This window comes from Sodalis sp. (in: enterobacteria), from assembly GCF_036327475.1.
In the GTDB taxonomy this organism is placed as follows: Bacteria; Pseudomonadota; Gammaproteobacteria; order Enterobacterales; family Enterobacteriaceae.
Genome location: NZ_CP132913.1, coordinates 1688371 through 1712893, shown reverse-complemented (window position 1 = coordinate 1712893; position 24523 = coordinate 1688371). Strand labels below are relative to the sequence as shown.

18 protein-coding genes and 15 pseudogenes are annotated in these 24523 nt (G+C 53.3%); 9 read left to right on the top strand and 24 right to left on the bottom strand.

The genetic code is table 11. The annotated features are described in order from the left end of the window. Positions 1 to 7: 7 nt before the first annotated feature. Positions 8 to 1129 carry a membrane-bound lytic murein transglycosylase MltC gene (mltC, locus tag GPOALKHO_RS09250; protein WP_406702253.1) on the top strand — a complete coding sequence of 374 codons (1122 nt, stop codon included), beginning with the start codon at positions 8 to 10 and terminating at the stop codon, positions 1127 to 1129. A 542-nt stretch (positions 1130 to 1671) separates the two neighbouring features. On the opposite strand, the gene GPOALKHO_RS09245 is transcribed toward mltC, so the two are convergent. The 13 genes and pseudogenes from GPOALKHO_RS09245 to GPOALKHO_RS09185 all read right to left on the bottom strand — a co-directional run bounded on the left by GPOALKHO_RS09245 (position 1672) and on the right by GPOALKHO_RS09185 (position 8974). Beyond that, entirely contained in the window at positions 1672 to 1815 is a 144-nt protein-coding gene (locus tag GPOALKHO_RS09245; RefSeq protein WP_406703478.1) for a FlgK family flagellar hook-associated protein, read from the bottom strand. Between the two features lie 257 nt (positions 1816 to 2072). Next, complete coding sequence (locus GPOALKHO_RS09240) at positions 2073 to 2165, bottom strand: flagellar basal body protein (protein WP_406703476.1); 93 nt, start codon at positions 2163 to 2165, stop codon at positions 2073 to 2075. A gap of 201 nt (positions 2166 to 2366) precedes the next feature. Next, positions 2367 to 2522, bottom strand: a complete 156-nt coding sequence (locus GPOALKHO_RS09235) for a hypothetical protein (protein WP_406702252.1) — start codon at positions 2520 to 2522, stop codon at positions 2367 to 2369. A gap of 507 nt (positions 2523 to 3029) precedes the next feature. Then, positions 3030 to 3155 (bottom strand): hypothetical protein, encoded by a 126-nt coding sequence (locus GPOALKHO_RS09230; protein ID WP_406703516.1) that lies wholly within the window; start codon positions 3153 to 3155, stop codon positions 3030 to 3032. 16 nt (positions 3156 to 3171) lie between these two features. Next, positions 3172 to 4063, bottom strand: a pseudogene (locus tag GPOALKHO_RS09225) (flagellar basal body P-ring protein FlgI); the annotation flags it as partial. A gap of 178 nt (positions 4064 to 4241) precedes the next feature. Then, a pseudogene (locus GPOALKHO_RS09220) lies at positions 4242 to 4391 on the bottom strand (flagellar basal body L-ring protein FlgH); the annotation flags it as partial. 454 nt (positions 4392 to 4845) lie between these two features. Continuing rightward, positions 4846 to 5483 (bottom strand): annotated as a pseudogene (locus GPOALKHO_RS09215) (flagellar hook-basal body complex protein). Between the two features lie 680 nt (positions 5484 to 6163). Continuing rightward, entirely contained in the window at positions 6164 to 6334 is a 171-nt protein-coding gene (locus GPOALKHO_RS09210) for a hypothetical protein (protein WP_406702251.1), read from the bottom strand. A 125-nt stretch (positions 6335 to 6459) separates the two neighbouring features. Beyond that, positions 6460 to 7039: pseudogene (locus tag GPOALKHO_RS09205) on the bottom strand (mechanosensitive ion channel family protein); the annotation flags it as partial. Between the two features lie 185 nt (positions 7040 to 7224). Next, positions 7225 to 7371, bottom strand: a complete 147-nt coding sequence (locus GPOALKHO_RS09200) for a DUF3772 domain-containing protein (RefSeq protein WP_406702249.1) — start codon at positions 7369 to 7371, stop codon at positions 7225 to 7227. Between the two features lie 45 nt (positions 7372 to 7416). Then, a pseudogene (locus GPOALKHO_RS09195) lies at positions 7417 to 7941 on the bottom strand (FUSC family protein); the annotation flags it as partial. Between the two features lie 3 nt (positions 7942 to 7944). After that, positions 7945 to 8805 (bottom strand): annotated as a pseudogene (locus GPOALKHO_RS09190) (HlyD family efflux transporter periplasmic adaptor subunit). Between the two features lie 7 nt (positions 8806 to 8812). After that, a pseudogene (locus GPOALKHO_RS09185) lies at positions 8813 to 8974 on the bottom strand (DUF1656 domain-containing protein). Positions 8975 to 9308: 334 nt separating this feature from the next. Between GPOALKHO_RS09185 and GPOALKHO_RS09180 the strand changes: the two are divergent. Continuing rightward, positions 9309 to 9632 (top strand): annotated as a pseudogene (locus GPOALKHO_RS09180) (LysR family transcriptional regulator); the annotation flags it as partial. On the opposite strand, the gene GPOALKHO_RS09175 reads toward GPOALKHO_RS09180, so the two are convergent. The 11 genes and pseudogenes from GPOALKHO_RS09175 to GPOALKHO_RS09125 form a co-directional block, all read right to left on the bottom strand. Beyond that, the gene (locus GPOALKHO_RS09175; RefSeq protein WP_406702247.1) at positions 9532 to 10014 is read right to left on the bottom strand and encodes a hypothetical protein; all 483 of its coding nucleotides are present in this window, start codon (positions 10012 to 10014) and stop codon (positions 9532 to 9534) included. The pseudogene GPOALKHO_RS09180 and the gene GPOALKHO_RS09175 overlap by 101 nt on opposite strands. Before the next feature lie 249 nt (positions 10015 to 10263). Continuing rightward, positions 10264 to 10447 (bottom strand): annotated as a pseudogene (locus GPOALKHO_RS09170) (hypothetical protein); the annotation flags it as partial. 625 nt (positions 10448 to 11072) lie between these two features. Next, entirely contained in the window at positions 11073 to 11276 is a 204-nt protein-coding gene (locus GPOALKHO_RS09165) for a hypothetical protein (RefSeq protein WP_406702245.1), read from the bottom strand. Between the two features lie 80 nt (positions 11277 to 11356). Further along, positions 11357 to 11485: a hypothetical protein gene (locus GPOALKHO_RS09160; RefSeq protein ID WP_406702244.1), complete on the bottom strand. Its 129-nt coding sequence runs from the start codon at positions 11483 to 11485 to the stop codon at positions 11357 to 11359. Continuing rightward, positions 11482 to 11775 (bottom strand): DUF3971 domain-containing protein, encoded by a 294-nt coding sequence (locus GPOALKHO_RS09155; protein WP_406702243.1) that lies wholly within the window; start codon positions 11773 to 11775, stop codon positions 11482 to 11484. The genes GPOALKHO_RS09160 and GPOALKHO_RS09155 overlap by 4 nt, the downstream gene beginning before the upstream one ends. Positions 11776 to 12276: 501 nt before the next feature. Next, positions 12277 to 13546 (bottom strand): annotated as a pseudogene (gene rng, locus GPOALKHO_RS09150) (ribonuclease G); the annotation flags it as partial. A gap of 301 nt (positions 13547 to 13847) precedes the next feature. Continuing rightward, entirely contained in the window at positions 13848 to 14336 is a 489-nt protein-coding gene (gene mreD, locus GPOALKHO_RS09145) for a rod shape-determining protein MreD (RefSeq protein ID WP_406702241.1), read from the bottom strand. Positions 14337 to 14593: 257 nt separating this feature from the next. Continuing rightward, a pseudogene (gene mreC / locus GPOALKHO_RS09140) lies at positions 14594 to 15598 on the bottom strand (rod shape-determining protein MreC); the annotation flags it as partial. A gap of 86 nt (positions 15599 to 15684) precedes the next feature. Continuing rightward, the gene (gene mreB / locus GPOALKHO_RS09135) at positions 15685 to 16728 is read right to left on the bottom strand and encodes a rod shape-determining protein MreB (RefSeq protein WP_406702239.1); all 1044 of its coding nucleotides are present in this window, start codon (positions 16726 to 16728) and stop codon (positions 15685 to 15687) included. 415 nt (positions 16729 to 17143) lie between these two features. Continuing rightward, on the bottom strand, positions 17144 to 17542 hold the full coding sequence (locus GPOALKHO_RS09130) for a hypothetical protein (RefSeq protein WP_406702238.1): 399 nt from the start codon (positions 17540 to 17542) through the stop codon (positions 17144 to 17146). Between the two features lie 112 nt (positions 17543 to 17654). Next, complete coding sequence (locus GPOALKHO_RS09125) at positions 17655 to 18218, bottom strand: hypothetical protein (RefSeq protein ID WP_406702236.1); 564 nt, start codon at positions 18216 to 18218, stop codon at positions 17655 to 17657. Positions 18219 to 18630: 412 nt separating this feature from the next. Between GPOALKHO_RS09125 and GPOALKHO_RS09120 the strand changes: the two are divergent. The 7 genes and pseudogenes from GPOALKHO_RS09120 to GPOALKHO_RS09090 form a co-directional block, all read left to right on the top strand. Continuing rightward, positions 18631 to 19215 (top strand): annotated as a pseudogene (locus GPOALKHO_RS09120) (molybdopterin-dependent oxidoreductase); the annotation flags it as partial. Between the two features lie 39 nt (positions 19216 to 19254). After that, positions 19255 to 19783 (top strand): annotated as a pseudogene (locus GPOALKHO_RS09115) (sulfoxide reductase heme-binding subunit YedZ). A 241-nt stretch (positions 19784 to 20024) separates the two neighbouring features. Then, positions 20025 to 20477, top strand: a complete 453-nt coding sequence (gene aroQ / locus GPOALKHO_RS09110) for a type II 3-dehydroquinate dehydratase (RefSeq protein ID WP_406702234.1) — start codon at positions 20025 to 20027, stop codon at positions 20475 to 20477. Between the two features lie 21 nt (positions 20478 to 20498). Then, a complete protein-coding gene (gene accB, locus GPOALKHO_RS09105; protein ID WP_406702232.1) occupies positions 20499 to 20933 on the top strand; it encodes an acetyl-CoA carboxylase biotin carboxyl carrier protein in 435 nt (144 codons plus the stop codon). 11 nt (positions 20934 to 20944) lie between these two features. After that, on the top strand, positions 20945 to 22294 hold the full coding sequence (gene accC / locus GPOALKHO_RS09100; protein WP_406702231.1) for an acetyl-CoA carboxylase biotin carboxylase subunit: 1350 nt from the start codon (positions 20945 to 20947) through the stop codon (positions 22292 to 22294). Positions 22295 to 22308: 14 nt separating this feature from the next. Then, positions 22309 to 23593, top strand: a pseudogene (panF, locus tag GPOALKHO_RS09095) (sodium/pantothenate symporter); the annotation flags it as partial. Continuing rightward, a pseudogene (locus GPOALKHO_RS09090) lies at positions 23535 to 24315 on the top strand (50S ribosomal protein L11 methyltransferase). The pseudogenes panF and GPOALKHO_RS09090, both read left to right, overlap by 59 nt. The last annotated feature ends 208 nt before the right edge of the window (positions 24316 to 24523 follow it).

The window sequence follows — 24523 nt, the reverse complement described above, 5'->3', positions numbered from 1 at the left end:
CCGTAACATGAAGAAAATATTACCGTTAGTGATCATTACCCCGTTATTAATCTCCTGTTCCAGTAGCAAAAACAATGCCGAAAATAAAGCCCACATAAAAGATACAAACGGTTTCGATATTTTGATGGGCCAGTTTGCTCATAACATTGAAAATCTCTGGGGGCTGAATGAAGTTCTGATTGCCGGGCCGAAAGACTACGTCAAATACACTGATCAATACGATACCCGCAGCCATATCAACTTTGATGCCGGTACCATTACCGTCGAAACCATCGCTGGCAATAATCCGAGCGCGCATCTGCGGCAGGCGATTATCAGAACCCTATTGATAGGTAACGATCCCGGCAATATCGATCTTTATTCGGATGCGGACGATATTCCTGTTAGCAAAGAGCCCTTCCTCTATGGGCAGGTGCTGGATAATAACGGCGAACCGATTCGCTTGAAGTGGCGCGCTGCCTATTTCGCCGATTATCTTCTGCAAACCCGCTTGCAAACCCGCACCACTGGCCTGCGGCAAATATGGTCCATCACTATTCAACTGGTGCCGAACCATGTGGACAAGCGTTCCCATAAATACTCAGGCATGGTGCGCAAAGCCTCGCATCAATATGGCGTCGATCAGTCACTGATCTTGGCGATCATGCAGACGGAATCAAGCTTCAACCCTTATGCGGTGAGTCACGCAGATGCCTTGGGACTCATGCAGGTGGTGCAGCACAGCGCGGGACGCGACGTGTTCAAAATGAAAGGCAAATGTGGCCAGCCGAGTCGCAGCTATCTATTCGATCCGAAAAACAATATCGATACCGGCACTGCCTATCTGGCGATGTTGCAAAACAGTTACTTGGGCAGCATTCTCAACCCAACGTCGCGGCGATATGCGGTGATCACCGCATATAACGGTGGCGCCAGTAGTGTGCTACGGGTTTTCTCACGCGACCCGAACCTGGCGTTCCAGATAATCAACAGCATGCAGCCTGACGAGGTTTATCAAACGTTGTCCACGCAGCATCCCTCAGTGGAATCGCGTCGCTACCTGTATAAAGTGAATAATCTACAGAAAAGCTATCGGCGGGTGAATAGCATCGGCGCGCGGCGCGCTGATGTCGCCATCTTAACGCCATAAGGGTCAATACGTAGGAGTGATCTGCGGCCAAGGCAAGCACAGTTGCCGACTATTGCGTGTCGCGCGCGGGCATGCCACTTTAATACCTCAAAGGCCCACTACGCAGACGGGATCCGTAGCCAAGGCCGCGAGCGTTGCGGCAGTTGCGGCAATCGCGCGCACCATTGCCTCAGCCAATTACGGTAGAGAAACCAGCGCCATCAGCGGCAAACCACATGACAATGTAGCCGCCGGGTGTCACAGGCGTCTTGCTGGATATAGATCCCCTGCAGCTCCGGCTGAAAGCCTGGCAATTGGTTTCAGCCTCTCCTCCAGTGTCAAGAAATAACGCCACGCCGGCTCGACCAACATTTCGCCAGGCACCACACCCGAGCAGCGCCATTTTCGACGCATCGGCTGAGAACGGCACCACTGCAATAGACACTGCTACTCTGCACCAGGGTCAGGCCGCTACCAATGTTGGGCTGAGGGTACTATCGTCTTGCACCGTCACATTGACGCCGACCAATTATCAAGCAACTTGACCAGCTGGTCGTGCTGATTCAGTTGGGCTCTGAACCGGTACCCTGACGGGCCATCTGGCCATTAAGAGTGGCAATCTGTTTTGCATAGCTGTTGATTTGAGCGGCGGTGGCGAAGAGCTGGCTATCGATGGCGATATCCATATCGCATAGAGTATTGCTCAGGTTACTGAGCTGGCCATCAGATTCTGCCCTCTGCTAATCACCATCTGACGCGCCGCGCTCGCTATGGCTGGCGGCCGAGGATAACGCCTGTAGCGAGGCGAAAAGGTGCTCATCTTGGTGAATAAGTACGCATCCGAATCGGACGCAGACGCCGTACGTAGCTGCCAACCACCAGCGAGTCATGGGCGCGGCTGATGCCGGTGACGATGACGCCGTTCCCGGCACATCGCTTTGCTGAGCCTTGCTCATCGTCACCCCTACAAATTATAGCCGTCGACATAGGCGTTGCTAATATTGTTTGAGGTCGTGGCCAATGCTATCTGCGCGGCTTTTAATTCGGAGAAAGCGATATTGTGTAATGGGCTGAAATGTCATTTCCTTTATTCCAGATATATGATGAATAAAAACCAACGAATCACTACTGAAATTAAAAAATAACGACGCTAAGGGATAAAACTTTAGAGTGCGTAAAAAAGAATTCGTCGGGCATTATTAGAACAGTGAGCTTAAAGCATGGGTATAGGCTTTTACCGCCGGGTGGATAATCTGTACTAGTTTTCCCGTAGCCGGGGTTGGTGCATGGCCGGCGCGCTGTAACGCACAGGCCACTCTTCAGGATATTTGGCGCTCACTACTTCGCGATCGCGGGGATTGGTGGTAAGCAATTGAATATAATCTTCAATTGCCACTAAATAAGAGTTGTACAATGCTGGGGAACTTTCATCGCTTGGCCGTTTTGGTCATTGTGGTGGTCGATGCGCCCTGACAATCGCTGGTGGCCTTAATCCCGAACAGGTTGTGGCTGAGTTTGCCGTCTGTGGTGGGGATTTACGCTTACCACAGCCGGTTTCCAGTGCCGCCAGAAAATTAAATGATGGAATGATGGGATGCCGTTGCCGCTGGCGTCGCCTCCTCGTCTTTTCGCGCCGTAGTATTTCCTCGAGTAGAGCATGGCATATAGGCGTCAGCGCCGGGGCCAGCGTGGACAGTCCCGCCCTGGGCGGTAGTCGTGCCGTCTAGCGTAGCCGCCACCTAGGCGTGGTTTAGTTGCTTCATCATTATATCCGCCAGCTCAGCTATTTGGCGAAAAGTTGCTGGCTATCTGCTGAGCACACAATCTGATGTAGAGTTGCGTTTGGTGGCCATCCAGCAACCCCTTCTGGGGCAATGCATCGCGCATGCTTTTCAGCATCATCATCTGCACGAACAGGTCATCAACCTGTTCCCACCGCTTTCAGAGCCTGTAGCGATTGCGCCACCGCCTGCTGATGCAGTTTATTCAGCGCATTGGCGCATAGGTGGGAGGAAAGGACAAGGACTATGCTCCGCATAAGCGTCATCAGATGATCTCCAGTTGGCCTGCAGACAGTCGGCGCTTTTCATCTGCAGAACGACTCAAATCGTTTGGCGTCGCACCCAGGGCGTTCATCGCGCGAATAACATTATTGAGGCTGAGGCTGTCGCTGGATTCAGCTTTAGCATGGAAATCTAGGTATGCGACGTAACCACGGTATTACCATTGGTAAGGAGGGTATTGGCTAACACCACCACGGAAAGATTGCCCTGCGCCACCGCGCAATTATCCAGGGTGACATTCCTGTTCACCACGACCGAACCAGTACGCGAGTTGATAATCACCTGGTATCCATCTGGCCGACGGCGATATCGATATCCTGGATTTGCGCTAGAAAACGAACCTGCGCGCTGTTGTCGGCTGGCAGGATGACTTAACGGTGCGGGCATCTAGCGCCCGGGCGACGTCCATGCTGTTAAAGCGATTAATGGCATCGCTGATGCGCTTAGGGCAAACTGAAGTTTTCCGTTTTAATTTACTGTAACAACAGCGGACTGTAGCCGAAGGTGCTGGGTAATTCCCGCTCAATTACCGCGCCATGATTAATCCGTTCACCCGACAGTTGATTGATTTGCACTCGGCTGCCGCCGGCGCCCGTGCTGTACACCAGTAGATTGCCTTGTGCCAGCGCATACACCTGACTGTCAGCCCCTTTGAGCGGCACCATCAACAGCGTGCCACCGCGCAAGCTTTTTGCCGAGCCCATAGACGATTACCATCACGTTAATCGTCTGCCCGGTGTGGGCGAATGCCGGATAACTCACGGTCACCATCACCGCTGCGACGTTTTTCAGTTGCATATTGGTACTGTTCGGCATGGTGATCCCTAACTGCGATAACATGTTCCAAGATGTGGATAGTAAACGGCGTCTGTCCCGTACGCTCTGTATATCCATAAATCTCGCAGGCGTTCAGCGGCAGCGAGCGCGCTAAGAAGCAAGAGAAGCAGCGCGGCGGCGGCAAAAAAAACAGGCCACTGCGGCTGATGAAGGTCGGGGTTCTGGTCATGAAGCCTCTAACAGTGGAGTACACCCGTCGCCTACGCTTCGTCGATATAACCTTCCACATATTAGATTCGGATGTCCGCCACCTGCGTGGACACCACCGTGTTATCGCCGTTGATGGTGCACGAGTTGACAACACCTGAGAAACGGATGTATTCGGTACTCTGGTTGGTGGAGATCTGCTTTTCACCCACCACTTTCAGGTTGCTGTTGACCAGGCTTCCGCCACCATTACGGGCATGGTGCCGGTACAGGCATTTTTCGGCCATACTTCTATTTGAAACCAGCCAGTTAAGAATTTTCAGAACCGTCGAACGCCAGCGTATTGCTCCACTTATGCGTGGCGTTGACAGATGAACTTTTTCTGGCGCTGACGTTTCTGTGAGGTGGAAAAATCGAACCGTTGGCCACAGGCATCGACGCGAGAGCCAGCTCGGCGGAGGTCGCTTCCTCCACTAAATCTTTATGTGGCAGGTAACGAAGCCTGCCAGGCACATGGCGCTCGCACCGGCCAGTTAAAACACGCTGGCCGACGGCCGAACTCGGATGTTAAAATTGTTATCATCATCGATGGGGTATCTCAATCTAAACGTTTAGCGCCGGATCGCTGGCGCAGGCCAAATCTCTCTACCCGGCGAGCGGGCTATACCCTCTCCGTACGCGTTCATCATGTTAAAGTTGCGTCAGTTTTTGCAGCATGGATTCAGAAGTGCTGACCGCCTTGCTCAGAAGTGCTGACCGCCTTGCTATTAGGCGTGCTGTACCTGACATATCCACGAGCTCTTCCACCACTACCTGCGTGGCGTTGGTTTGCTCCTGTACCGTGACGCTCACTACGCCGTCGCGGGCGATGGTCATGGTGAGCGTGTTATCAGGAATGGTGTGATGCAGCAAGCTGAATCGGATAATCACTGGAAATCACCATCTGGTCGTTCTGATCAATCTGAAACGAGCCATCGCGCGCATAAGCCGTAGTGCCGTCCGGCATTGCACCTGAAAACCTTTACCGCTAATGGCCATATCCTTGCTATTGTTGGTCTTCTCCAGGTTACCCCTTCGGGTTACCCCGGCTATGGCAGTAGCTCGGTGCTGACTGTGCGGTACCCAGTTACAGCCACGAGGGCAGCATAGTCTGTACGACGATTGCGCGCCCTGACTGGCGGACGGCTTGATACAGTAAATCCCTAAATACCGCGCGCTGGCGCTTTAAAGCCGTTGGTAGTAATGTTGGCCAGGTTGTTCGATATCACATCCATATTAGTCTGCCGGGCATCAAGACCGGTTTTGGTAATCCATATAAAACGGGTCATCCGTTGGCCCTCCTGCAATTAGCTGAGGGATAAACGTGATTGGCCCGCAGGGCAGCGCTGACGGCGTTGTGTCATTCGGCAGCATCGCCTGCGCGCCCTACGCATCATCGTTGAAGTAGAACAGGTCGTCATCGCCGCGCACCAACGTACCGGCATCGGCAAGTGACGCGTTTCAGTTGCCCCACCGACTGTATTTAACACATCGCCGTTGTCGATGGTGAGAGAAACTTGCGTCGGCACTATCAGTGGGTCGTTCTGCCCTATTAGCGGAAGCCCTGTACCGCCAGGAATCCATCGCCGTCGAGTGCGATTCAAACGATCGTCAGTGGTCTCAATCGGTCCTGACGTTATCAGCGCGTCCGGCGTCGAGGCCACGCTCAGGGTACGTCGGCAGCTTCCCCTCCACCGATACCGCGTGCGCAGTGGACAGCTGGCTACGAAACCCCGTGGTAGAGGCATTTGCGAGATTGTTGACAATTCACTGCCTACTGATCCAAAGACGCCGCGGCTGCGCCCATTATAGATGATGTGATCCATCACTTTGAAGCCGCCCAATGCGCCAACGCCGACTTAAACTGACTTGCCGCGAAGAACAGATGGGCTGACCTGGGCTGTCCGACGCTTGCAGGGTTGCGGCGTGAGACGCACGCGGACCTGCTTCTACGCCGGCAGATAAAAGATCAGGGTTCGGGCAGTATCGTAGGCGATAGGTTAGCGTTCTCGACTATCATTTTCTGCGGTATCGACAACGTTATGCCGTCGGCGCGCCGGCGCTTTAAGATCTCGAACAGCGCATTGCTTTTGGTGGATGGCACGCCGCGCGGACTACTGACAAAACCGGTAACGCTCAATACGATACCCGATTCGGTTAGCTGAAAGCTACCGACGGCGCGAGCGCGCTTTGTACCACCTCATGCGGCAGGCTGCTGGCAGCAGCGCGCGAACCTTGTCTCGATATCCAGCGGGAACGTCAGAAGACTACGCCTTGCGCGTTATCCATAGTGGTATTGTGCGCCTTCTTGGAAATCAGTTGGAAATTGGACACGATTACCGTTGAGTGGTCGCCAAGCTGGATCTCGGTGGCGCGCACGTTAATGCGGCGTATATCGCCTTCTATACCGCTGATACTGATGCGATCGCCAACTTTACCGGGTGTTCCGTCAGCAGGATCAGGCAGGAAAGAAAATGTTTCACTATTTCTTGTGGGCTGAAACCGATCCCCACCGACGGCGCGCTGACGATCCAGGCCAGATCATTCCACTGGATACCAAGTGTGAATAAAGTTAACAGGATCACCAGTACATAGTCGACATTACTAAACAGCGTCACCAGCGAGGAACGCCGGCTCCATCATGGTCTGCGGCAGGCAATCTTTCTCCAGCCAGAGTCTGGTCAAGTGTAAAACATAGATGGCGATGGCCAGGAAAATCAGTACATTCACCACATGGGCAGGGACGATTTTACGCCTCTACAATCCCTTTCCACACAAGACTTCCAGCACTTATGTAACAACGCTACGGGGTGGTAGAATCGAAATTGTTATTAATTAACGCGATAGTACCAACAGTAGCAATGGCTACAGATGATCGACAGTAAAGTGGCTGCCTGGGAGAGATTATCGGTTGTCGAGATTAAACATTTGCTTTATTCGCTGCCTCAACAAATGAGTTCCAAGGTTAAGGAAAGGAGTGTGCTAAAGAGATATAGCCAATCAATAACGCAAGCAAGATGGCAATTGCGATCACTGTAACGCATACCAGCCCCACCACTGCTGGGTGCTTTCAAAACCGGCCAGCCGATGCTTATCGACAGATTGAGACTGCAATACCGGAGCCCAGAAACTCGCCGACAAAATACTCCCTGAATTCAGCGCTATTTGTGAACGCATGTAATTTCTTTAGATATCAACAAGTTGCAAAGACAATTTGGTGTTGTCCACCTCTTCTTTTGGCGCATTATTCACGCACAGTTGCAGTGGCCGATAATGGATCAAAAGATTATCCAGCGCGCGATCGATATCGCACTTGATGGAGCGCTGCGAAAAAGGATATCGGCCAAGATGGTGCAAATAATGCCGAGGACAATAGATACGACGATGATAATGAGCGCAGTGTACAGGGCCCGGGCTAATGAGCGCAGTGTACAGGCCGGCCAAGAGGCAGCTTAACATCAGTATCACCACGGCGCGCGGATCGTCAGGATAATAATAACCAGCGCGCCCAAATAGCCGATTAAAGGTACCGATGATCCCCAGCATACTGTGGTGATAGATTGCGCCCGCGAACGACTCACCGCCGGCGGCAAATGTCTGGCCGGCGACGATGATGGCAACGGTCAATACTGACCAGCACAGCGTTTGCAGCTGAAGATAAAAGCCGAGGACTAACGCCAGCAAAATCGCAAACGTCAGCTTAAAGGCAAGTGCCAGCGAAAAAACAGAGATTGCAGCATAAGCCACCGGTTAACCGAACTCGCGCAGGCGATGGATAAGTTGCATCAGGGGCGAGACCCGCCCGAAGTAGCCATCGCGTCGACCGGTAATCACACCGTGGCCGTGGTCCCTGCCGGAAAAGATCCCCTTTCTGCTTATCAAGCACGATTTTTACCGGAACGCGCAGTGCCAGGCGGACCCATTCCAGATTAGAGTCGACGCTGGCAACTTTACTGTCCACTGCGCCGCTGCCGTTATTCACACCGGCGGCGCTACTGTCGATGGTAGCGGTGATAATTCAGTTACTGCCAAGAGGGGTGATCTCCACCAATACTCCGGCCGCGCCCTTCCAGCTTGGTTTCTTCCAGATACTTCAGCAGATAGAAGGTATTTTTCTTCACAAGGGCCGCCACAACCGAGCCGCGGGTGATGAACTCACCGGCATGAACGTTAAAATTGGTCACCCAACCGTCCGCCGGCGCCCTCACTTCAGTGCGCGCCAAGTCTAACTTGGCTAAATTTCTCACCGAGATGGCTTAGGCCAACTGATGGTTGACGGTCGAAAGATCGTTACTGGCCTGATCGATCTGTTCTTGGAATATGGCGTGACCCCAGACTACGCCGACGCGACACCTCGCGCTGCCTCTCCACCACTGCCTCAAAAACGCGGGTTGTCGATGATGCGATTTTCTTTACCTGCCAATTATCGAGAATAGGCACTTCAGTAATCAAATCGCCGACGCCCGGCGCAATGGCCACCATATCGGCACTGAACTCGGTGTCGTGAGTCCAGGGCGACTCGGTAAACGACCAGGTGCGGAAATAGCGATGGCGGCTATCAGCACCAGGGTGAAGAGCGATGCGGACAATTTTAGTGGCAAAGGTTTTCACGACAACCTCAAACGAGCAAACAAGAAATCAGGTAAAACGCAACAATACAGTGTGGTATTGAATAAGGCTGGATGCCAGACAAAATCATAGATTCCGCGAAATAGCCTCAGCTCGAAAATACCGGTGAAAAGGACAGATCAAAGATTGCCATGACCGGAAGCAAACTTATACTTTTTTAGTTGTAACCCATATCGATTCCTGTACCGCCTGTCGCCGCCTTAACGGGGGTGTCGCGACAAAAGGCCGCCCCAGTCGTGCTCAGAATGAGCATAGAACCCCCAGACCTTTCCTGGAAAGGGGCGTTAGCAAAATGTTTACAGCCCACTCAAATTGTTGCTATTTAATAGCTAACAAAACGGCAAACTATTTCAGATTAGCGAATACGATAAGGAGAATCGACATCGCTATTTTACCTTATACAATTCGTCACTTTGAAAGCAGAGTGAATAATGGAAAGGCTAAACACATGTTGATATTCGCCTGGGGAGGTCAACTCGTTTACTAGCGCCGCGCGCCGACTGCAAACGAGCGCCGCTTCCGCCAGTCAGACCGTGGCGGAATTGGAAAATGACTTACAGGTAAGGCTACTTAACTACAGCACCTGCAGTATCGACCTGACCGAAGCCGGCAAAATTCACTGCCATGGCTGCCGGTGTATTTCAATCAGCACATTGTATTGCTTCGACACACCTTTATCACCTTTATCATCGGCAGTTAGCGATCCGATCAGACAAGCGAGCGTACCATCGTCGCCACTGTACGCACCGCTTCCCAACACCCAGTTGCGACGACCAGAACTGCTCTACACCCCGACAGGCTGGCTATAACTTCCTGGACGCACGCATCGGCGGCGTGCGCCGCTTTATCCACCCGGTGCAGCAGCGCGCTTTTCTCCTCGTGCGGCAGATTGGCGAGCGGATCGGATCCAATAGTCAATAGATTGGACGGTGAGCAACCGCAGCCAAAGTAACGTACCCGGCCATTGCCCGCTTCACTGACGATGCTGCACACAGCCATCACGCTTTGGTTCAACGCCGCTATCGTAATTTGGTCGGCATAGGCGAAACCGGTTTTTCGCCGCTTATCGCGCGCGCCGACGCCCTGGTCGATACTGTATGACCCTTCCTTGATGATTCCGTCTTTAGCGACCCATTCTTCATGATAGCTTAAATTAGAAATAGAGATCGGCATAGCCCAGATGTCATGCACTCATCTGTTCCAATTAAAGAGAACAGATAGCCATGCTGCAGTTGATTGTTATAGAGCAAATATTCACTGACTAACATCAAACTCATAAGTACTCACTCTTAAAAATGGATTCGATCCGCCACGACGCGAATAGAGACATGCATCACCTTAAATGACAGCCCGTTATTTTAACTTTGCCTCTTGACCGCGCGGCTGGCGCAGAACTTCCTACTTTTCAGGCGCGTCCGAGCTGCTGCCTTATTTTACAAACGGTGCCAACACCTTGCTGGCGGCAAAAACCGCAGCGCCACTACTGGGTTAATCATAAATGATGTCGTCATCCTAACCGTGGCCATGATAATATCCTCTTCCAGGCCATCAATCAACGGATCGTTGGTATGCAAGATGCCGTCTTTCAACCAGGCAGTGCCTTTGACGAATCAAAGTAAAACCCATTAATACAAAGCATAATTCAGGTGAAAGGATGCTGCGCGCAACGACGTATCCAATGTCGATATAATCTGCCGCGGTGCCAATATCTTTCCTTTTCAGCTCCCCTTGTAGCGATATCCGGTTCCCGCGGCGGCTGAGCCAGCTGCCTTCGATAGTCAGTTTGGCGTTGCCGATATCGATTACGCCACCGGTCAATAACAGTTGTTCCTGCTGTGGCTTGATATTGCCGCTGACGCACCAGATTTTGGCCTTTAATCCAGCGCTGGCTAGTCAACGAAACCAGTGCTGGCATCGACGAAAGCTGGGTTTGTAGTAGAGATAGTCCAGATCGTCGCGCCAGGGCGCATTCGCGGTTAAGTACGCCATTAATTCCTTTCCTTTCGCCGCTACCCTACTCTCACCGGCCACGTTATTGCGTGTCAATACCAGTGTGCCACACCTACCCGCCCAGCGTCAGCGCATTACTGAAACGAAAGCGTGAAGCCGACAGCGGAGGTGTCTTGCTGCCCTACGTCCAAGCGTCACACTTCAAGGAGAGTTGGCGTCCCAACAACCTTGGCTATTGGAATTATTGCAGCTACCGGCATGGCCGCTGAACAGGAAGGCATGCATGTCCCTATTGGCGTTTACCGAGAGCGAGAGGCGTTTACCGCGAGCGAGAAAGGCTGCCAGCCCGATTTATCCAGCGGCAGGGCAAGTGCGCTTACATCTTTTGCTCTATCAGCGGTAAGCAACCAGCGGTAAGCAACAGTGATATCGTTCTGCCAAGCCGCGCGGCTGTTGACCGACTCCACCAGCGCGGCTGGCAGCGCGGGAAATTGATTAGGCACCAAGTCCTCTTCCCCAAGTCCTCTTCCAGTCCACGTTAACATCAAACTCGGTGAGTTTTCTCGGGTGGTGAAATTCACCGCTATCGGCCGGCCAAACCATTGCCCATCAAGAGGGTGCTATCCCCATTGCCGTTATTATAGTGGAAAGTGCCGCTTAGCCCCTGAAGGTCATGTCCAACGATTTTTTCCAAATGCAAGTCGCCATTCATCGGCTCGCCAACTTCCAGTTCATCAAGCGTTTTGCCAAGCGACGCCTTGAGCGGCGTCTGGGAAAATAGTCGCGGATGGCGATGTCGACGTCGCTGATGCCGGCATCAATTAACAATTTTTCTTCGGAATAGTCAGGAATACCGGCGACGCTATTGTAACCGTAAGTTTCGCCGAGCGCGGTTTGCAGCGCATGCGTAAACATGCCGTTATTGACGAAATCCAGGTCGATGTTCAGTTGCGCCGTCCAGTCGGAGTCAAATGGACATTTAGCCCGCTTATAACGGCACACATCTCAAACTGGCCGTCGTTATGCTTAAACGGAAATCGACAGGGGTTGCCTGCAAACAGCAAAGAGGCATTCTTACCTGGCCACCTTTAAGCACGCCGATCAGATAGTCCACCAGACGGTCCCCATATTCAGCGGATTTGGGAAATAAACGCCTGGCGTCAACGGCATTAATCCAGGTGCAGACCAGCAAGAATGTCCAGCCAGGGCTCGCCTTTCACCGATGTATGGAAATAGAAATCGCCGTTGGCCCAAATCGATCACGCCTAGGCATCGATGTTTATCTCCATAATACCAGCCCGTTCTACTGGTTGTGGCACCAGTCAAAGGTTGCGTGAGAACAGGATAGGGCCGCCTGCGCGTGGAGCATACCCTGACAGAGCAGCATGCTGTCTCCAGGCGGGCCGGGCTGCAGCCGCCCCGCGGCCAGTGAGCCTTTTGCCTCACCAGAAACATGCCCCAGCAGAACTTCCCAGGGCTGCCAACCGAGATCGCGCCAGCGTGTACCGCGACCAACGCATAGACCAGAAAACGCTCGAAGTCGCACGCATGGTATACGCGCACGATTTCACGCATGATTTCATAGCAAACTGTCTCAATAGTTTTCACCGTCCCGCGGCAGTGACAAGTAGGGCACTCGCTACACAGAACATGTTCAATACTTTCACACGTGCGTTTGCGCGTCATCTCCAGTAGTCCCAATTGTGAAAACCCCTTGATACCGGTCTTCACTCGATCTTTACTTAGCGCCTGATAATGGAATGCAGCATCCGCCGACGGTGCTTCTCATTGCCCATATCGATAAAATCAATAATAACGCCGCCGAGATTACGCAGTCGCAGCTGGCGCGCAATGGCCTGCGTAATATTTGTGTTGAAGATCGTTTCGTTGAGATTGCGGTGACCGACAAAGGCGCCTGTATTGATATCGATAGCCGTCATCGCTTCAGTTTGATCAATGATCAGATAGCCGCCGGATTTAAGCTCGATGCCGCTGTAATACTATAGCTTGGCAGTCATGTCCGGAATATATTCGGCAGCAAACTCCAGCAGCAATTCGTGCGTCAGCCGTGAGTCGACACGGATACGGTTCAACGCCGCCCCAGCGAAATCACGCAATGTGCGCTGGGCGAGGGCCAACTCGCCATACAACATATAGCAGATTTGATTGCAACGCTTGCACTCCATGACTTTTGTCCACAGCCGCTTGAGTAAAGACGGCGTCCTGGGACCACTCTTTATTGCCGATGCTTCAGCCGCAGTAGATAAAACCACCCTGCTCGCCGCGATAGTGCGCCACGATCTGTTTTAAACGCTCACGCTCCACCTCGCTGTCGATACGCTTCGACACGCTGACGTGGGCGGGGCGGGCCCCCGACATGAAGACCAAATAGCGCGACGGCAGCGCAATATCGGCGGTCAGCCGAGCCACTTTTATTCCGAGGTGATCTTTCACCACCCGCACCATAATATCCTATACTTAGCGCACCAGCTCGGCGATATCGCGCACCTAAAATTCTTTTGTTTTTCACCGGCTACGCATTCGGTATGAAGCATAATATCCGAGGCGTGCAGGAAGACACTTTATTCAGCCCGATATCGACAAACGCCGCCTGCACGCCCGGCAGCACGCCGCTAACCCGTCCTTATGTAGATATTACCGACAATGCCGCACTGCGCTTCCCGCTCGATATGGATCTCCTGCAAGATGCCGCTGTCGACATAGGCAACCCGTGTTTCAGGGGTGTGATATTGACAAGTAATTCAGCTATCATAGATTACTCTTGTTCACGCCAGAGCGTTGAATTCGACAGCTCCAAGGTTTCCACTAGCAGCAGGTCCACCACGGTAGGGTAGCCGCCGTGAATCGAACGCACGAAGGGTCACTCTTTCCCTGAATACCATAGGCGTCGGCCTTATCCATTGGTTAGTCTACCGCGCTTTCGCCAGCGCGGCGTCGCTCCTCCACCAGAGCGCTAATCACCGCAAAAGAACATTCAGTTGGCCAGTAATTCTCTACGCCGTGGCGATCCGGACGCCAGATAAATCGCCTTCATCCGTGGTTTCCTTTTCTCGCTACTGCACGGCAAATTGACGACGTATTTTGCGCATCAGCAGAAACAACCAGGGCCACAATACGCCATCCACCACACTGCCCCAGAGTATTTCCGGACGGAATGAAATATTAATTACCAACCCCCACACCCAGAATACGATCACCTGAGTTGTTAATGACAGCAGTATCACAATCAGAGCCTGCTGCCAAAGAGCCATGTTGCGAAATAACTGAAATTTGAACACCACCAGATACGCGAGAATACTCAGCGCCATGGCACGCACACCCAGGGTTGAGCCGAGCATCAGATCCAGAATCAGCCCGAGAATAAAACCGGTGCCTATATTGATCCGGTGCGGCAGCGCCATCACCCAGTAAATGAGCAGCAAATTAAGCCAAGAGGGACGAAAAAGGTACAGCTGCGGCGGCCACGGCATGATTTGTAAAGCAATCGCGATAAGGAAGGAGAGCCAAATAATCCAGCTACCGTGGTGGTGATAGCGGTTCATTGCCCCTCTCTCGCGCCGCCAAATAGGGGCCGACGTGGCGGTGTGGTGTTTGGGGAAGCACCAGAGGCATCCTGGCTGACGCCGTTGCTTCTGGTTCCCATCGCGTGGCTGGCGCCACTGGCCGGACGTTCTGTGTGAGAGGCGCTTTCACCCACGTGCCGTGTCGCGTCAGTGCGGGCGCTCTTCCTCTGCTGATGCGACGTCGTCGAGCTGCCCTGAGCCTCATCCTCTCTCGCCGCTGCGCCGCGATTGGCCGCTGCGACGGAGGGGGTTACGCCCACGCTGTTCAGCGACGAGCCGCTCGCGGCAGGCTGGGCCACGGCACCGGCCGGCGGCGGGCCCATAGCATCAAACGGCGGTAACATCTGCAGTATCATTTGCATCAAGCGTTCATTAGCCACCCTATGCACCTTGTCAGGCGGTAGCGGCACCTCGCCGCGCAAATCGGCACCCCACAGCAACAGCAAATAGTGCAGATGCTGCAGGTCGGCCATGGGGCGCGCCTGGATGACGATATAGGCGCGCTGCATATCGACTTTCACCGATGACACAACCGCCACTGGATACCCTTCCGGAAAGCGCCCCCCCAAACCGGAAGTCACCAGCACGTCGCCGACGCGAATGTCGGTATTGCCAGGCAAATGCTCCAGCTGTAAATCCTCGCTACAACCATTACCCGCAACGATCGCACGAATATCGTTGCGCAGTACCTGTATCGGCAGCGCGTGGGACGCATCGCAAATCAGCAACACACGGCTGGTGAGCTTGCTGGCGGCGATCACCTGACCTACCACTCCTTTATCGCTGATGACCGGCTGGCCGACATAAACGCCATTATCCAGCCCTTTGTCGATTACCACCTGATCGCTATAGGGATCGGTGCTGGTGGAGATCACCTGGCTGACCATTTTCTGTTCATCCTGGCGCAGCGGCGACCCCAGCAGCTCACGCAGCCGGGCGTTTTCCTGCTTGTACTGGCCCAACAGCAGCTGCTCACTGTTCTTCAGAAGCAATTCCTGTCGCAGCGCCCGGTTTTCCAGCGTCAGCTGGGCGCGGGTCGCCAGCGTCTGCGACACATTATCCAATATCTGGCGCGAACCATTGGCCAGAAAATAAAAGGGACTGACGGCGGTATCCATATAGGTACGGATTTTAACAAACGTCCCCAGCCGGCTGTCGACGATAATGACGGCGATAGCCACCATGATTGCCAGAAAAAGTCGCAGTTGCAGAGAAGGCCCTCTGCTGAAAATCGGCTTCATAAACTATGCATTTTCCTCACAAAAGTGGAGCCGTACGGGACAGCCCATTGAGCATTTACCCGGACGGCTCTCCTTTTCGAGGCAAATTATTCTTCGCTGAACAAATCACCGCCGTGCATATCGATCATCTCTAGCGCCTTTCCGCCACCGCGGGCGACGCAGGTAAGCGGATCTTCCGCCACCACCACCGGAATGCCTGTTTCCTCCATCAATAGACGATCGAGATTACGCAGCAGAGCGCCGCCGCCGGTAAGCACCATGCCGCGCTCGGAAATATCGGAAGCCAGCTCCGGCGGGCACTGTTCTAGCGCTACCATCACCGCGCTCACGATACCGGTTAACGGTTCTTGCAACGCTTCAAGGATCTCGTTCGAGTTCAGAGTGAAACCGCGTGGCACGCCCTCAGCCAGATTACGGCCGCGCACTTCAATCTCGTGCACCTCATCGTCAGAATAGGCGGAACCAATTCCGTGTTTGATCCGTTCTGCCGTGGCCTCGCCAATCAGCGAGCCGTAATTGCGGCGCACGTAGTTAATGATAGCTTCATCGAAGCGATCGCCACCAATGCGCACGGAAGAAGAGTACACTACGCCATTAAGCGAGATGACCGCGACCTCCGTGGTACCGCCTCCGATATCTACTACCATTGAGCCTGTAGCCTCGGAGACCGGCAGGCCGGCGCCGATCGCGGCGGCCATTGGTTCTTCGATCAGAAAGACTTCACGCGCACCTGCTCCCTGAGCGGATTCACGAATTGCGCGACGTTCCACCTGGGTCGCCCCCACTGGCACGCACACAAGCACGCGCGGGCTGGGACGCATGAAGTTGTTGCTGTGAACCTGTTTGATGAAGTGTTGTAGCATTTTCTCGGTAACGAAGAAGTCAGCGATGACGCCATCCTTCATCGGCCGGATAGCCGCGATGTTGCCGGGCGTACGCCCCAGCATCTGCTTCGCTTCATGGCCGACGGCCGCAACGCTTTTCGGCGAACCAGCTCGGTCCTGACGAATGGCTACGACGGACGGTTCGTTCAGGACAATGCCCTGTCCTTTCACATAAATGAGGGTGTTGGCGGTACCTAGGTCAATGGACAAGTCATTGGAAAACATGCCACGAAATTTTTTAAACATAACTGAAGGATAATCCTGCAATCTGGCAAAAATACAATCTGCCTACTTTACCAACCACGAAAAGCAGCGACAAGGCGTAAAACGCGCGACTTCTATGCCGTTATGCCGTTAACATTTCCACCAACTGAAGAAAATTCCTTTGTGGATTTTAGTCAGGCGAAGTGCGCGATTATCATTTTTGCTGACATCTGATGATGACGAATATGAGGATAAAAATCGTGTAAATTGACCCATTCGTGCATTGTAAGCACACGCTAATTCATGATGCTATTGAAGCACATTGTACGTTAATTTTGCATGGACTTTATACTGATCTCGGATCAAATCGTGAATATTTTAGCAACTCTCCTAACGGCAAAATCGGTGCGAAGAAATCGCCTGCGCCGCCCGCTACGGTATGATCCAGAAAGGTCTGTCACTCGCGTATGCTGTGCACGTCGGTCGCAAAAACCCGCGTCCAGGTGCTGGCGTCCAGGTGCTGATTGCAGGCTTCCGGCAAACTTTGCATGAACAGTTGATTCTCCTGCCAGCGGGCGATATCGCGCACCAGGCTGGGATGCAGTTTGATAACTAAAATCGGTACAATGCTGATGTAGTCGGTACCGATCAGGGTTATTCCGGCTCGGCAACCGTTAGTAACCGGCCCGGTCAACAAGACGTAGCGCCGGACGTAGAGGTTCAAAATGTTGGCAGAGATTCGCCTCAACCAATTCAAACATAATTTAGCTTCGCACGGATTACCGCACTGCATGAGAGTATCGCGGAACCAGTGACGAAAGCTGTGCATCAATAGTAAGTACAAACTTGTCTCCATCAATAGAACCATCCCGGTAGTTGGGATAGCAGCGGGATCAACCACAGCAGCTGCTGGCGTTCATAGCGCTGCGCCAGCCTCAATTTGTCATCACCGGCAAGTTTAGTCGCGGTCAAGGCATCAACACCATCCCGGATGCGGTTGGTGACGATATCGTCGCGAAATAGTGCGCCAACAACGTGTCTGGATAACGCTTGACCGAGACTGACAGTAAATTGATTAGCGCACCGTCAATCGCTGCGGCATGCGCTGACCCAAGGCGCTCGGGGTCCGGGCGCATAATCAGCACTACCACGCCGTGGGCGATTACATCCTGATGCTCCTCCAATTGCAGAGCCAGCTGGCTATCGAACGACAGTCGATTGGTCAGCCAGGTACGCACACCATGGGCGGCGAAAGCACATATCAGAATATCCACCCGGCTGCGCGCCCACATTCTCGCACCCGCCGTAATAATGTGCCTGCTCCGCGTTTCCTGCAATTCTTGTGGTTGCATTTGCCGGAGCAGCCAGCGCGGAGCGAGAAACAAAATACCTTGAGTGTCTGACAGCGGGTCGACGCTGCCGCTGCCAACCGGATCGGCAGGTGGTAAACGCCCCACTACGCAACAGCTCCAGTCGCCCATCACAGTCAACTGTCTGTCTAGCCGTTGCTGCTGCAGCCTGAAATAACTCAATGTGCTACCCTGCCATCATCAGCAGCGTCATAGGGCATAAAGCATGGCCGTCATGGTCGAGAGTCGGACGTTGAGTCCTATCCCTGAACTCCACAACAAAAAGGGGATTACCGATATTCTTAAGCGGGGCACTTTTAAAATAGCCGTTTCCGTCAGCGAATAAAAACGCGATTTATACGTCATACTTAAACCGGCACTAAATTATCTCGATGGAGTTCGCCATGATTTCTTTGTCTAGATTATGCGCGGCCGATGTTACTGCGAAAGTGCTTTGTATCATCGCTACCTCTCTCAGCCTTTTTCCCGCGACGCGTGTGAATCTGTTCTCTTTTCTGCCAGGATAAGGCGGTGAAGCCGCCTTATCCTGGCAAACCGTTAACTTTACGCGCCACACAGCGTGGCATACACAAGCGCCGCGCACGCAGGCGGTCTGAAAACCGAATGGTGGCAGATACGTATTGACGGCGCGGTCGCAAAACCGATGACGCTGAACATGGCGGATCTTATTCGAGCGGTTCGCGCTGGAAGAACGTATTTACCGACTGTGCTGCGTCGAGGCCTGGTCGATGGTAATCCACTGGATAGGATTTGAGATCAATTAGTTGTTAAAGCTGGTGGAATCACTGGTCAGGCGCGTTTTGTTGCCTTCCAGGCCATTGATGATCCCGCACAGATGCCGGGAGAAAAAGACAGCTTCATAGGCAGCAGCCCTGGATATCCCCATGTATAAGCTTTTCGGCTGGACGAAGTCATGCATCCGCTGGCGTCATGACCGTAAAACGCTACCGCCGCAAAACAGCGCGCCCATTAGGCTGATTACGACTTTGAATACGGTTTTAAGGGAATCAAATCCAATGGTTTTTACACCAACGTCAACGTGAACCTGCATGTGGATCATCCTCGCTGGTCGCAGGCGACGGAGGGGGGGTTATTGGCAGCGGTGGTTCTGGACGTTGAACGACAACTGACGCTGCTGTATAATGGCCATGCCGATCGAAAATTTAAAGCACCTATTCTGGCTAAACACTTGGCCGCCATGATACTGCTGCTATGGCTGGTCTATGTCGTCAGCCAAGGTGACTTCAGCACCAATCCCGCCAAAGATATCGAGCATTTCACCAGCAGCGTGGCGCTTAGGTTGCTGCTAGCCTTGCGATTGGCGGCGCTCCTGGCCCGCCTGCGTGCCATCCGCTGCTTGTCCGTTGCCGGCGGTTGCTCGGACTGCGGTGTTTTGTCTGAGCCACGTTACATTTGGACAGTTATGCGCCGCAGGAACTCGGGATCGACAACCCGCGTTTACTCAGCCGGTAGCTGGTGACCCGCCCCTGTCTAGTGCTCGGCATTGCCAGTTGGGTAATATTGTTGCTGGCCGGCACCCCCTTACCCTGTGAGCGTAGCGCAAATTAAAAATCGCTGGCAAAATTCTGCACAACCTGATCCATATAGCGGCCATCCTAACGCCGATTCACTACTTGCAGTCAGTTAAAATTCTATCGCAGCCAATGTTGTATACCGTGGCGGCGCTGGCGCTCCTGGCTCTACACCATAAGAAATTTCGCCCATAGTTGTGGTGAAAGATCAATTTTACTTCCGTTATAGTAATCAGTTGCGTTATCTGGCTCTCGCCAGAAATAGGTCGTTAAAAGATAACTTTGCGGATACCGCCAGTAATTTGCTACGAAAATCCGCTATAATACCCGACCCTAATGGCGAATCAGCATCAAAATGTCAGCAAAAAGATGACAAATCGCTTACCGTTGGTTATTTTCTACGGAGTAACGTAAATTGAAGAGAGATCGCCGCATAGTGTCCGATAAGTTCCACATTTTGCTTCTCAATGGGCCAAACCTGAATTTGCTTGGTACCCGTGAACAGGACAGGTATGGTCATACCACACTTACCGACGTCATCGCGAGTCTGGGCACGCTGGCCGGCAACCTGGGGGTAGAATTCAGCCATTTTCAGTCCAACGCGGAACATGCGCTGATCGACCGCATCCATCAGGCCAGGGGGAACACCGATTTTATCATTATCAATCCCGCAGCATTTACTCATACCAGCGTCGCCCTGCGCGATGCGCTGTTCGCGGTAAACATCCCGTTCATTGAGATTCATCTCTCTAATGTGCATGCGCGGGAGCCTTTCCGTCATCACTCCTATCTGTCCGATATTGCGGTTGGCGTGATATGCGGCCTCGGCGCCGATGGGTATCACTTTGCTTTACAGACAGCGGTCAAACACCTGTTCACATCCAACTAATTAGAGCATGGAACCCCACTCATGGATATTCGTAAGATCAAGAAAGTGATTGAACTGGTTGAAGAATCCGGCATTTCCGAGCTGGAAATTTCTGAAGGTGAAGAATCGGTTCGTATCAGTCGTGCTACAGTGCAACCGGTCTACCCGATGATGCAGCAGGCTTATATCCCTGCGGTGCAGCAGTCCGCTATCCCGGCTGCTGCCGTGCCTGCGACTATAAGCGGTCACCTTGTGCGTTCGCCGATGGTGGGAACCTTCTACCGCACCCCGAGCCCGGATGCGAAACCTTTCGTTGAGGTCGGTCAGAAGGTCAACATTGGCGACACCCTTTGTATCGTTGAAGCGATGAAAATGATGAATCAGATTGAATCAGATAAAGCTGGCGTGGTAAAAGCCATCCTGCTGGACAATGGCCAACCGGTTGAATTCGACGAGCCGCTGATCGTCATCGAATAACGAGGCGCCAAATGCTAGATAAAATCGTCATCGCAAACCGTGGTGAAATTGCATTGCGCATTCTGCGCGCATGTAAAGAACTGGGCATCAAAACCGTGGCGGTACACTCCACCGCCGACCGTGACTTAAAACATGTGCTGTTGGCCGATGAGACAATCTGTATTGGCCAGCCGCCGTCAGTGAAAAGCTACCTCAATATCCCCGCCATCATCTCCGCGGCGGAGATCACCGGCTCGGTGGCCATCCACCCGGGATATGGTTTCCTCTCTGAGAGCGCCGATTTCGCCGAGCAGGTTGAGCGCTCAGGCTTCATCTTTATCGGCCCACGCGCAGAAACCATTAGGCTGATGGGCGATAAAGTTTCGGCCATTAACGCGATGAGAAAGGCCGGCGTCCCTTGCGTCCCCGGTTCTAACGGACCGTTGGGTGAGGATATGGACAAAAACCGCGCCATCGCCAACCACATCGGCTATCCAGTAATCATCAAGGCTTCCGGCGGCGGCGGCGGGCGCGGGATGCGCGTGGTTTGCAGCGACAAAGAGCTGGACGCTTCCATCCCTATGACCCGTGCCGAAGCAAAGGCCGCGTTCAATAACGATATAGTCTATATGGAGAAGTACCTGGAGAATCCGCGCCATATTGAGATCCAGGTGCTAGCTGACTGTCAAGGCAACGCCCTTTACCTGGCGGAGCGCGATTGCTCCATGCAGCGTCGTCATCAAAAGGTGGTGGAAGAAGCGCCGGCGCCAGGTATTACAGAAGAATTGCGCCACTTTATCGGCGAGCGCTGCGTCAAAGCCTGTATGGAAATCAGCTATCGAGGTGCCGGCACCTTTGAATTCCTCTACGAGAACGGTGAATTTTTCTTTATCGAGATGAATACCCGCATCCAAGTGGAGCATCCGGTTACCGAAATGATAACCAGTGTGGATTTGATCAAAGAACAACTGCGCATCGCCGCCGGGCTGCCCTTGTCCTTGAAGCAGGAGGATGTCAAGGTGTCCGGCCACGCGATGGAATGCCGTATCAACGCCGAAGATCCGACAAGCTTCCTGCCGAGCCCAGGCAAAATTACCCGGTTTCATGCGCCAGGCGGCTTGGGCGTGCGCTGGGAGTCGCATATTTATGCAGGTTACTCTGTACCGCCGTTCTATGACTCCATGATAGGCAAGCTTATCTGTTTTGGTGAAACCCGCGACGTGGCCATCGCTCGCATGAAAAATGCGCTGTCGGAGCTGATTATTGACGGTATTAAAACCAATATCGATTTGCAGTTGAAGATCATAAATGACGAGCATTTCCAGCAAGGCGGCACCAATATACATCATCTGGAGAAGAAGCTCAGATTGCAAGAAACCTAGATTGCAAGAAACCTAAACGCCAGGGCAAGGCCCTTTATATTTGCGCGTTACACGTCACCCTTGTCAGCGACATCTCGTTCATCGGCGGTCCAGGAATGGCGTATAAATATGGTCTCGGCTAGGTACTGTTATCGATAATTTAGTTGCCGGCGGTATGGTTATCCCTCGGTGTCCTAGGTAAGAAATTCGCCCCTTGGCTCGCTTTGGTTTGGTAGCCCACTATTGGTATGGTTTGTCAGCGCCAGCCTGCTAGTGACATTTATCGACGCCATGGCAGTGCAATTTATCGGCGGCGCTCGCCTGCCAAGATCAGTATCACGTTCTATGCTACTTTCAGAGGCTTTCGCGCCAGTGTGCTCAATTGTGCTCAATGATGCCTTCCGAGGCTGGTGATGTTGCTCGGGCAGCGCCATTTGTGGTGGCGGTGGTCCATGCCGCAGACGGTATGTGCGCGGCGGTGGCAACATTGCGGCACATTGATCCGGCGCTTATTTCACCTTCAGGCGTTGAGTGGCATCCCCTCGACAAAATTCATGACCTCGTTTTGGCTCCTGGTGTGTTTCGGTGTCATCGGCCTGCCCCATCATGCCGCAGTGCGCTGTATATCCTATTGCGACAGTAAAGTGGTCCACCGCGGCATAATTCTCGGCACGGTGGTGGTAGGGGCATAATGCTATGCATGCACCTAGCCGGGCGCCTTGGGACGTGCGGTATTGCCCGAACTGAACGTGCCTAACCTTTGTGGTTCTACCCTGATGGTGCGACCACGCCGCTATTGACGGACATTTTCTAGCGGCGCCGTTGGCGGCCATCATGTCGACGATTAACGCGCGATTTTGTAATCTTCAGCCACCATTATCAAAGACCTCTATTGAGCCTACAGCCCAAGCAGGCGACAAACGAACACCGGCTTAAGCGCAATCTAGCCTAGTCACGCTAGTGCTGGTCTTACTGCTGGCCGCCTGGCGTCCGCCGAGAACGATCATTTGGCTCAACCTGCTGGCGTTCGGTGGCATGGAAGCAGTCTTTCTGTGGCTGCTGGTGCTGGGTCTTTACTGGGAGCTGGCCAACGCCGTCGGCGCCTTAAGCAGCATAATAACCGGCGGCACAAGCTATACCCTCTTGGCCGGTTTCAACCTGCAGCCGGGCAGCTTTCACTCGATCGTACTGGCGCTGGTGCTAAGCCTGCTGGCGTTCCTGGCAAGCAACCGTTGTGGACGGCCAAGCCGCTACGCCCCGGATGCAACTGAAAATCACCACCACCGGCCAACCTGGCCGATACCTGAAGCAACGCGCTGACGGAAAGCAGCGCTCGGTTACTTTTGAAGATACTCACGATACCCCTGTATATGAGCCGCCACCGAGCGAGACACACTTGTTGGGAGATACCGATGCACAGTTGGCATGACGGTCGCCGTGGACGCTCTCCAGGGGCATCTGCTACTGGGCGCCGGTTTCACCCATAAACGAACAGTGGGAGGACAAATGCGCTTCGGTGAGCAACTGTGAATCTGCCACAGTTGGCTCCCAGAGCCGGACCCACAGGCGGTCAATGCGATGGGTCCTTGCCTGGCTTTCGTGCCGGTACGCACCCGACAACCGCGTTGTGCCTGCAATGGCTGGACAGTCTTGAGCTGCGCGGCAAGACAGTAATCGGCTGTGGTTTGGGTATCTAGCTATCGCCGCCCTTAAATTCGGCGCGGCGCAGGCTATCGGCATCGAGATCGACCCGCAAGCGATTTAGGCCAGCCGCGACAACGGCCCAGCGTAACGGCGTGACGGACCTTTAGTACTGTATTTGCCGCAAGCGCAGCCACGAGAGCTGCATGCCGACGTGGTGACGGCAAATATCCTCTCCGGACAGCTGTGCGAACTGGTGTCGCTCATTATTGATTTGCTGCGGCCGAGGTTCTTGAGCTGTCCGGCATTTTGGCCAGCCAGGCGCAGAGCGTGGTGCAGGCGTATGTCACGGCTTTCCCGGTGGCAGAAAAGACGAGCAGTGCCACATTACCGGCCAGTAGCACTGAAGGCGAACTTGGGCGCGACGCTGCCAGGTCCGCGCCGCAGTCATCTGTACTTTAATGATGCGCTCGTGCTGAAAGGCGGGTGAGGAAAAATTTGTTAATGCACAAAATAGACGAGTTTTGTTAACGTTATGTATTTAATGAAAAAGTGGTTTTCCCGCGCGCAAAAAGACCGAAATCATTGATCACAGACACTGCATTGTTC

Excerpts from the sequence above, each read along its gene's own strand:
- mltC (WP_406702253.1), top strand. The coding sequence starts at position 8 with ATGAAGAAAATATTACCGTTAGTGATCATTACCCCGTTATTAATCTCC.
- GPOALKHO_RS09230 (WP_406703516.1), bottom strand. The coding sequence starts at position 3,155 with ATGACGCTTATGCGGAGCATAGTCCTTGTCCTTTCCTCCCACCTATGC.
- GPOALKHO_RS09200 (WP_406702249.1), bottom strand. The coding sequence starts at position 7,371 with ATGCGTTCACAAATAGCGCTGAATTCAGGGAGTATTTTGTCGGCGAGT.
- GPOALKHO_RS09160 (WP_406702244.1), bottom strand. The coding sequence starts at position 11,485 with ATGAATGGCGACTTGCATTTGGAAAAAATCGTTGGACATGACCTTCAG.
- mreD (WP_406702241.1), bottom strand. The coding sequence starts at position 14,336 with ATGAACCGCTATCACCACCACGGTAGCTGGATTATTTGGCTCTCCTTC.
- mreB (WP_406702239.1), bottom strand. The coding sequence starts at position 16,728 with ATGTTTAAAAAATTTCGTGGCATGTTTTCCAATGACTTGTCCATTGAC.
- GPOALKHO_RS09130 (WP_406702238.1), bottom strand. The coding sequence starts at position 17,542 with ATGGAGACAAGTTTGTACTTACTATTGATGCACAGCTTTCGTCACTGG.
- accB (WP_406702232.1), top strand. The coding sequence starts at position 20,499 with ATGGATATTCGTAAGATCAAGAAAGTGATTGAACTGGTTGAAGAATCC.
- accC (WP_406702231.1), top strand. The coding sequence starts at position 20,945 with ATGCTAGATAAAATCGTCATCGCAAACCGTGGTGAAATTGCATTGCGC.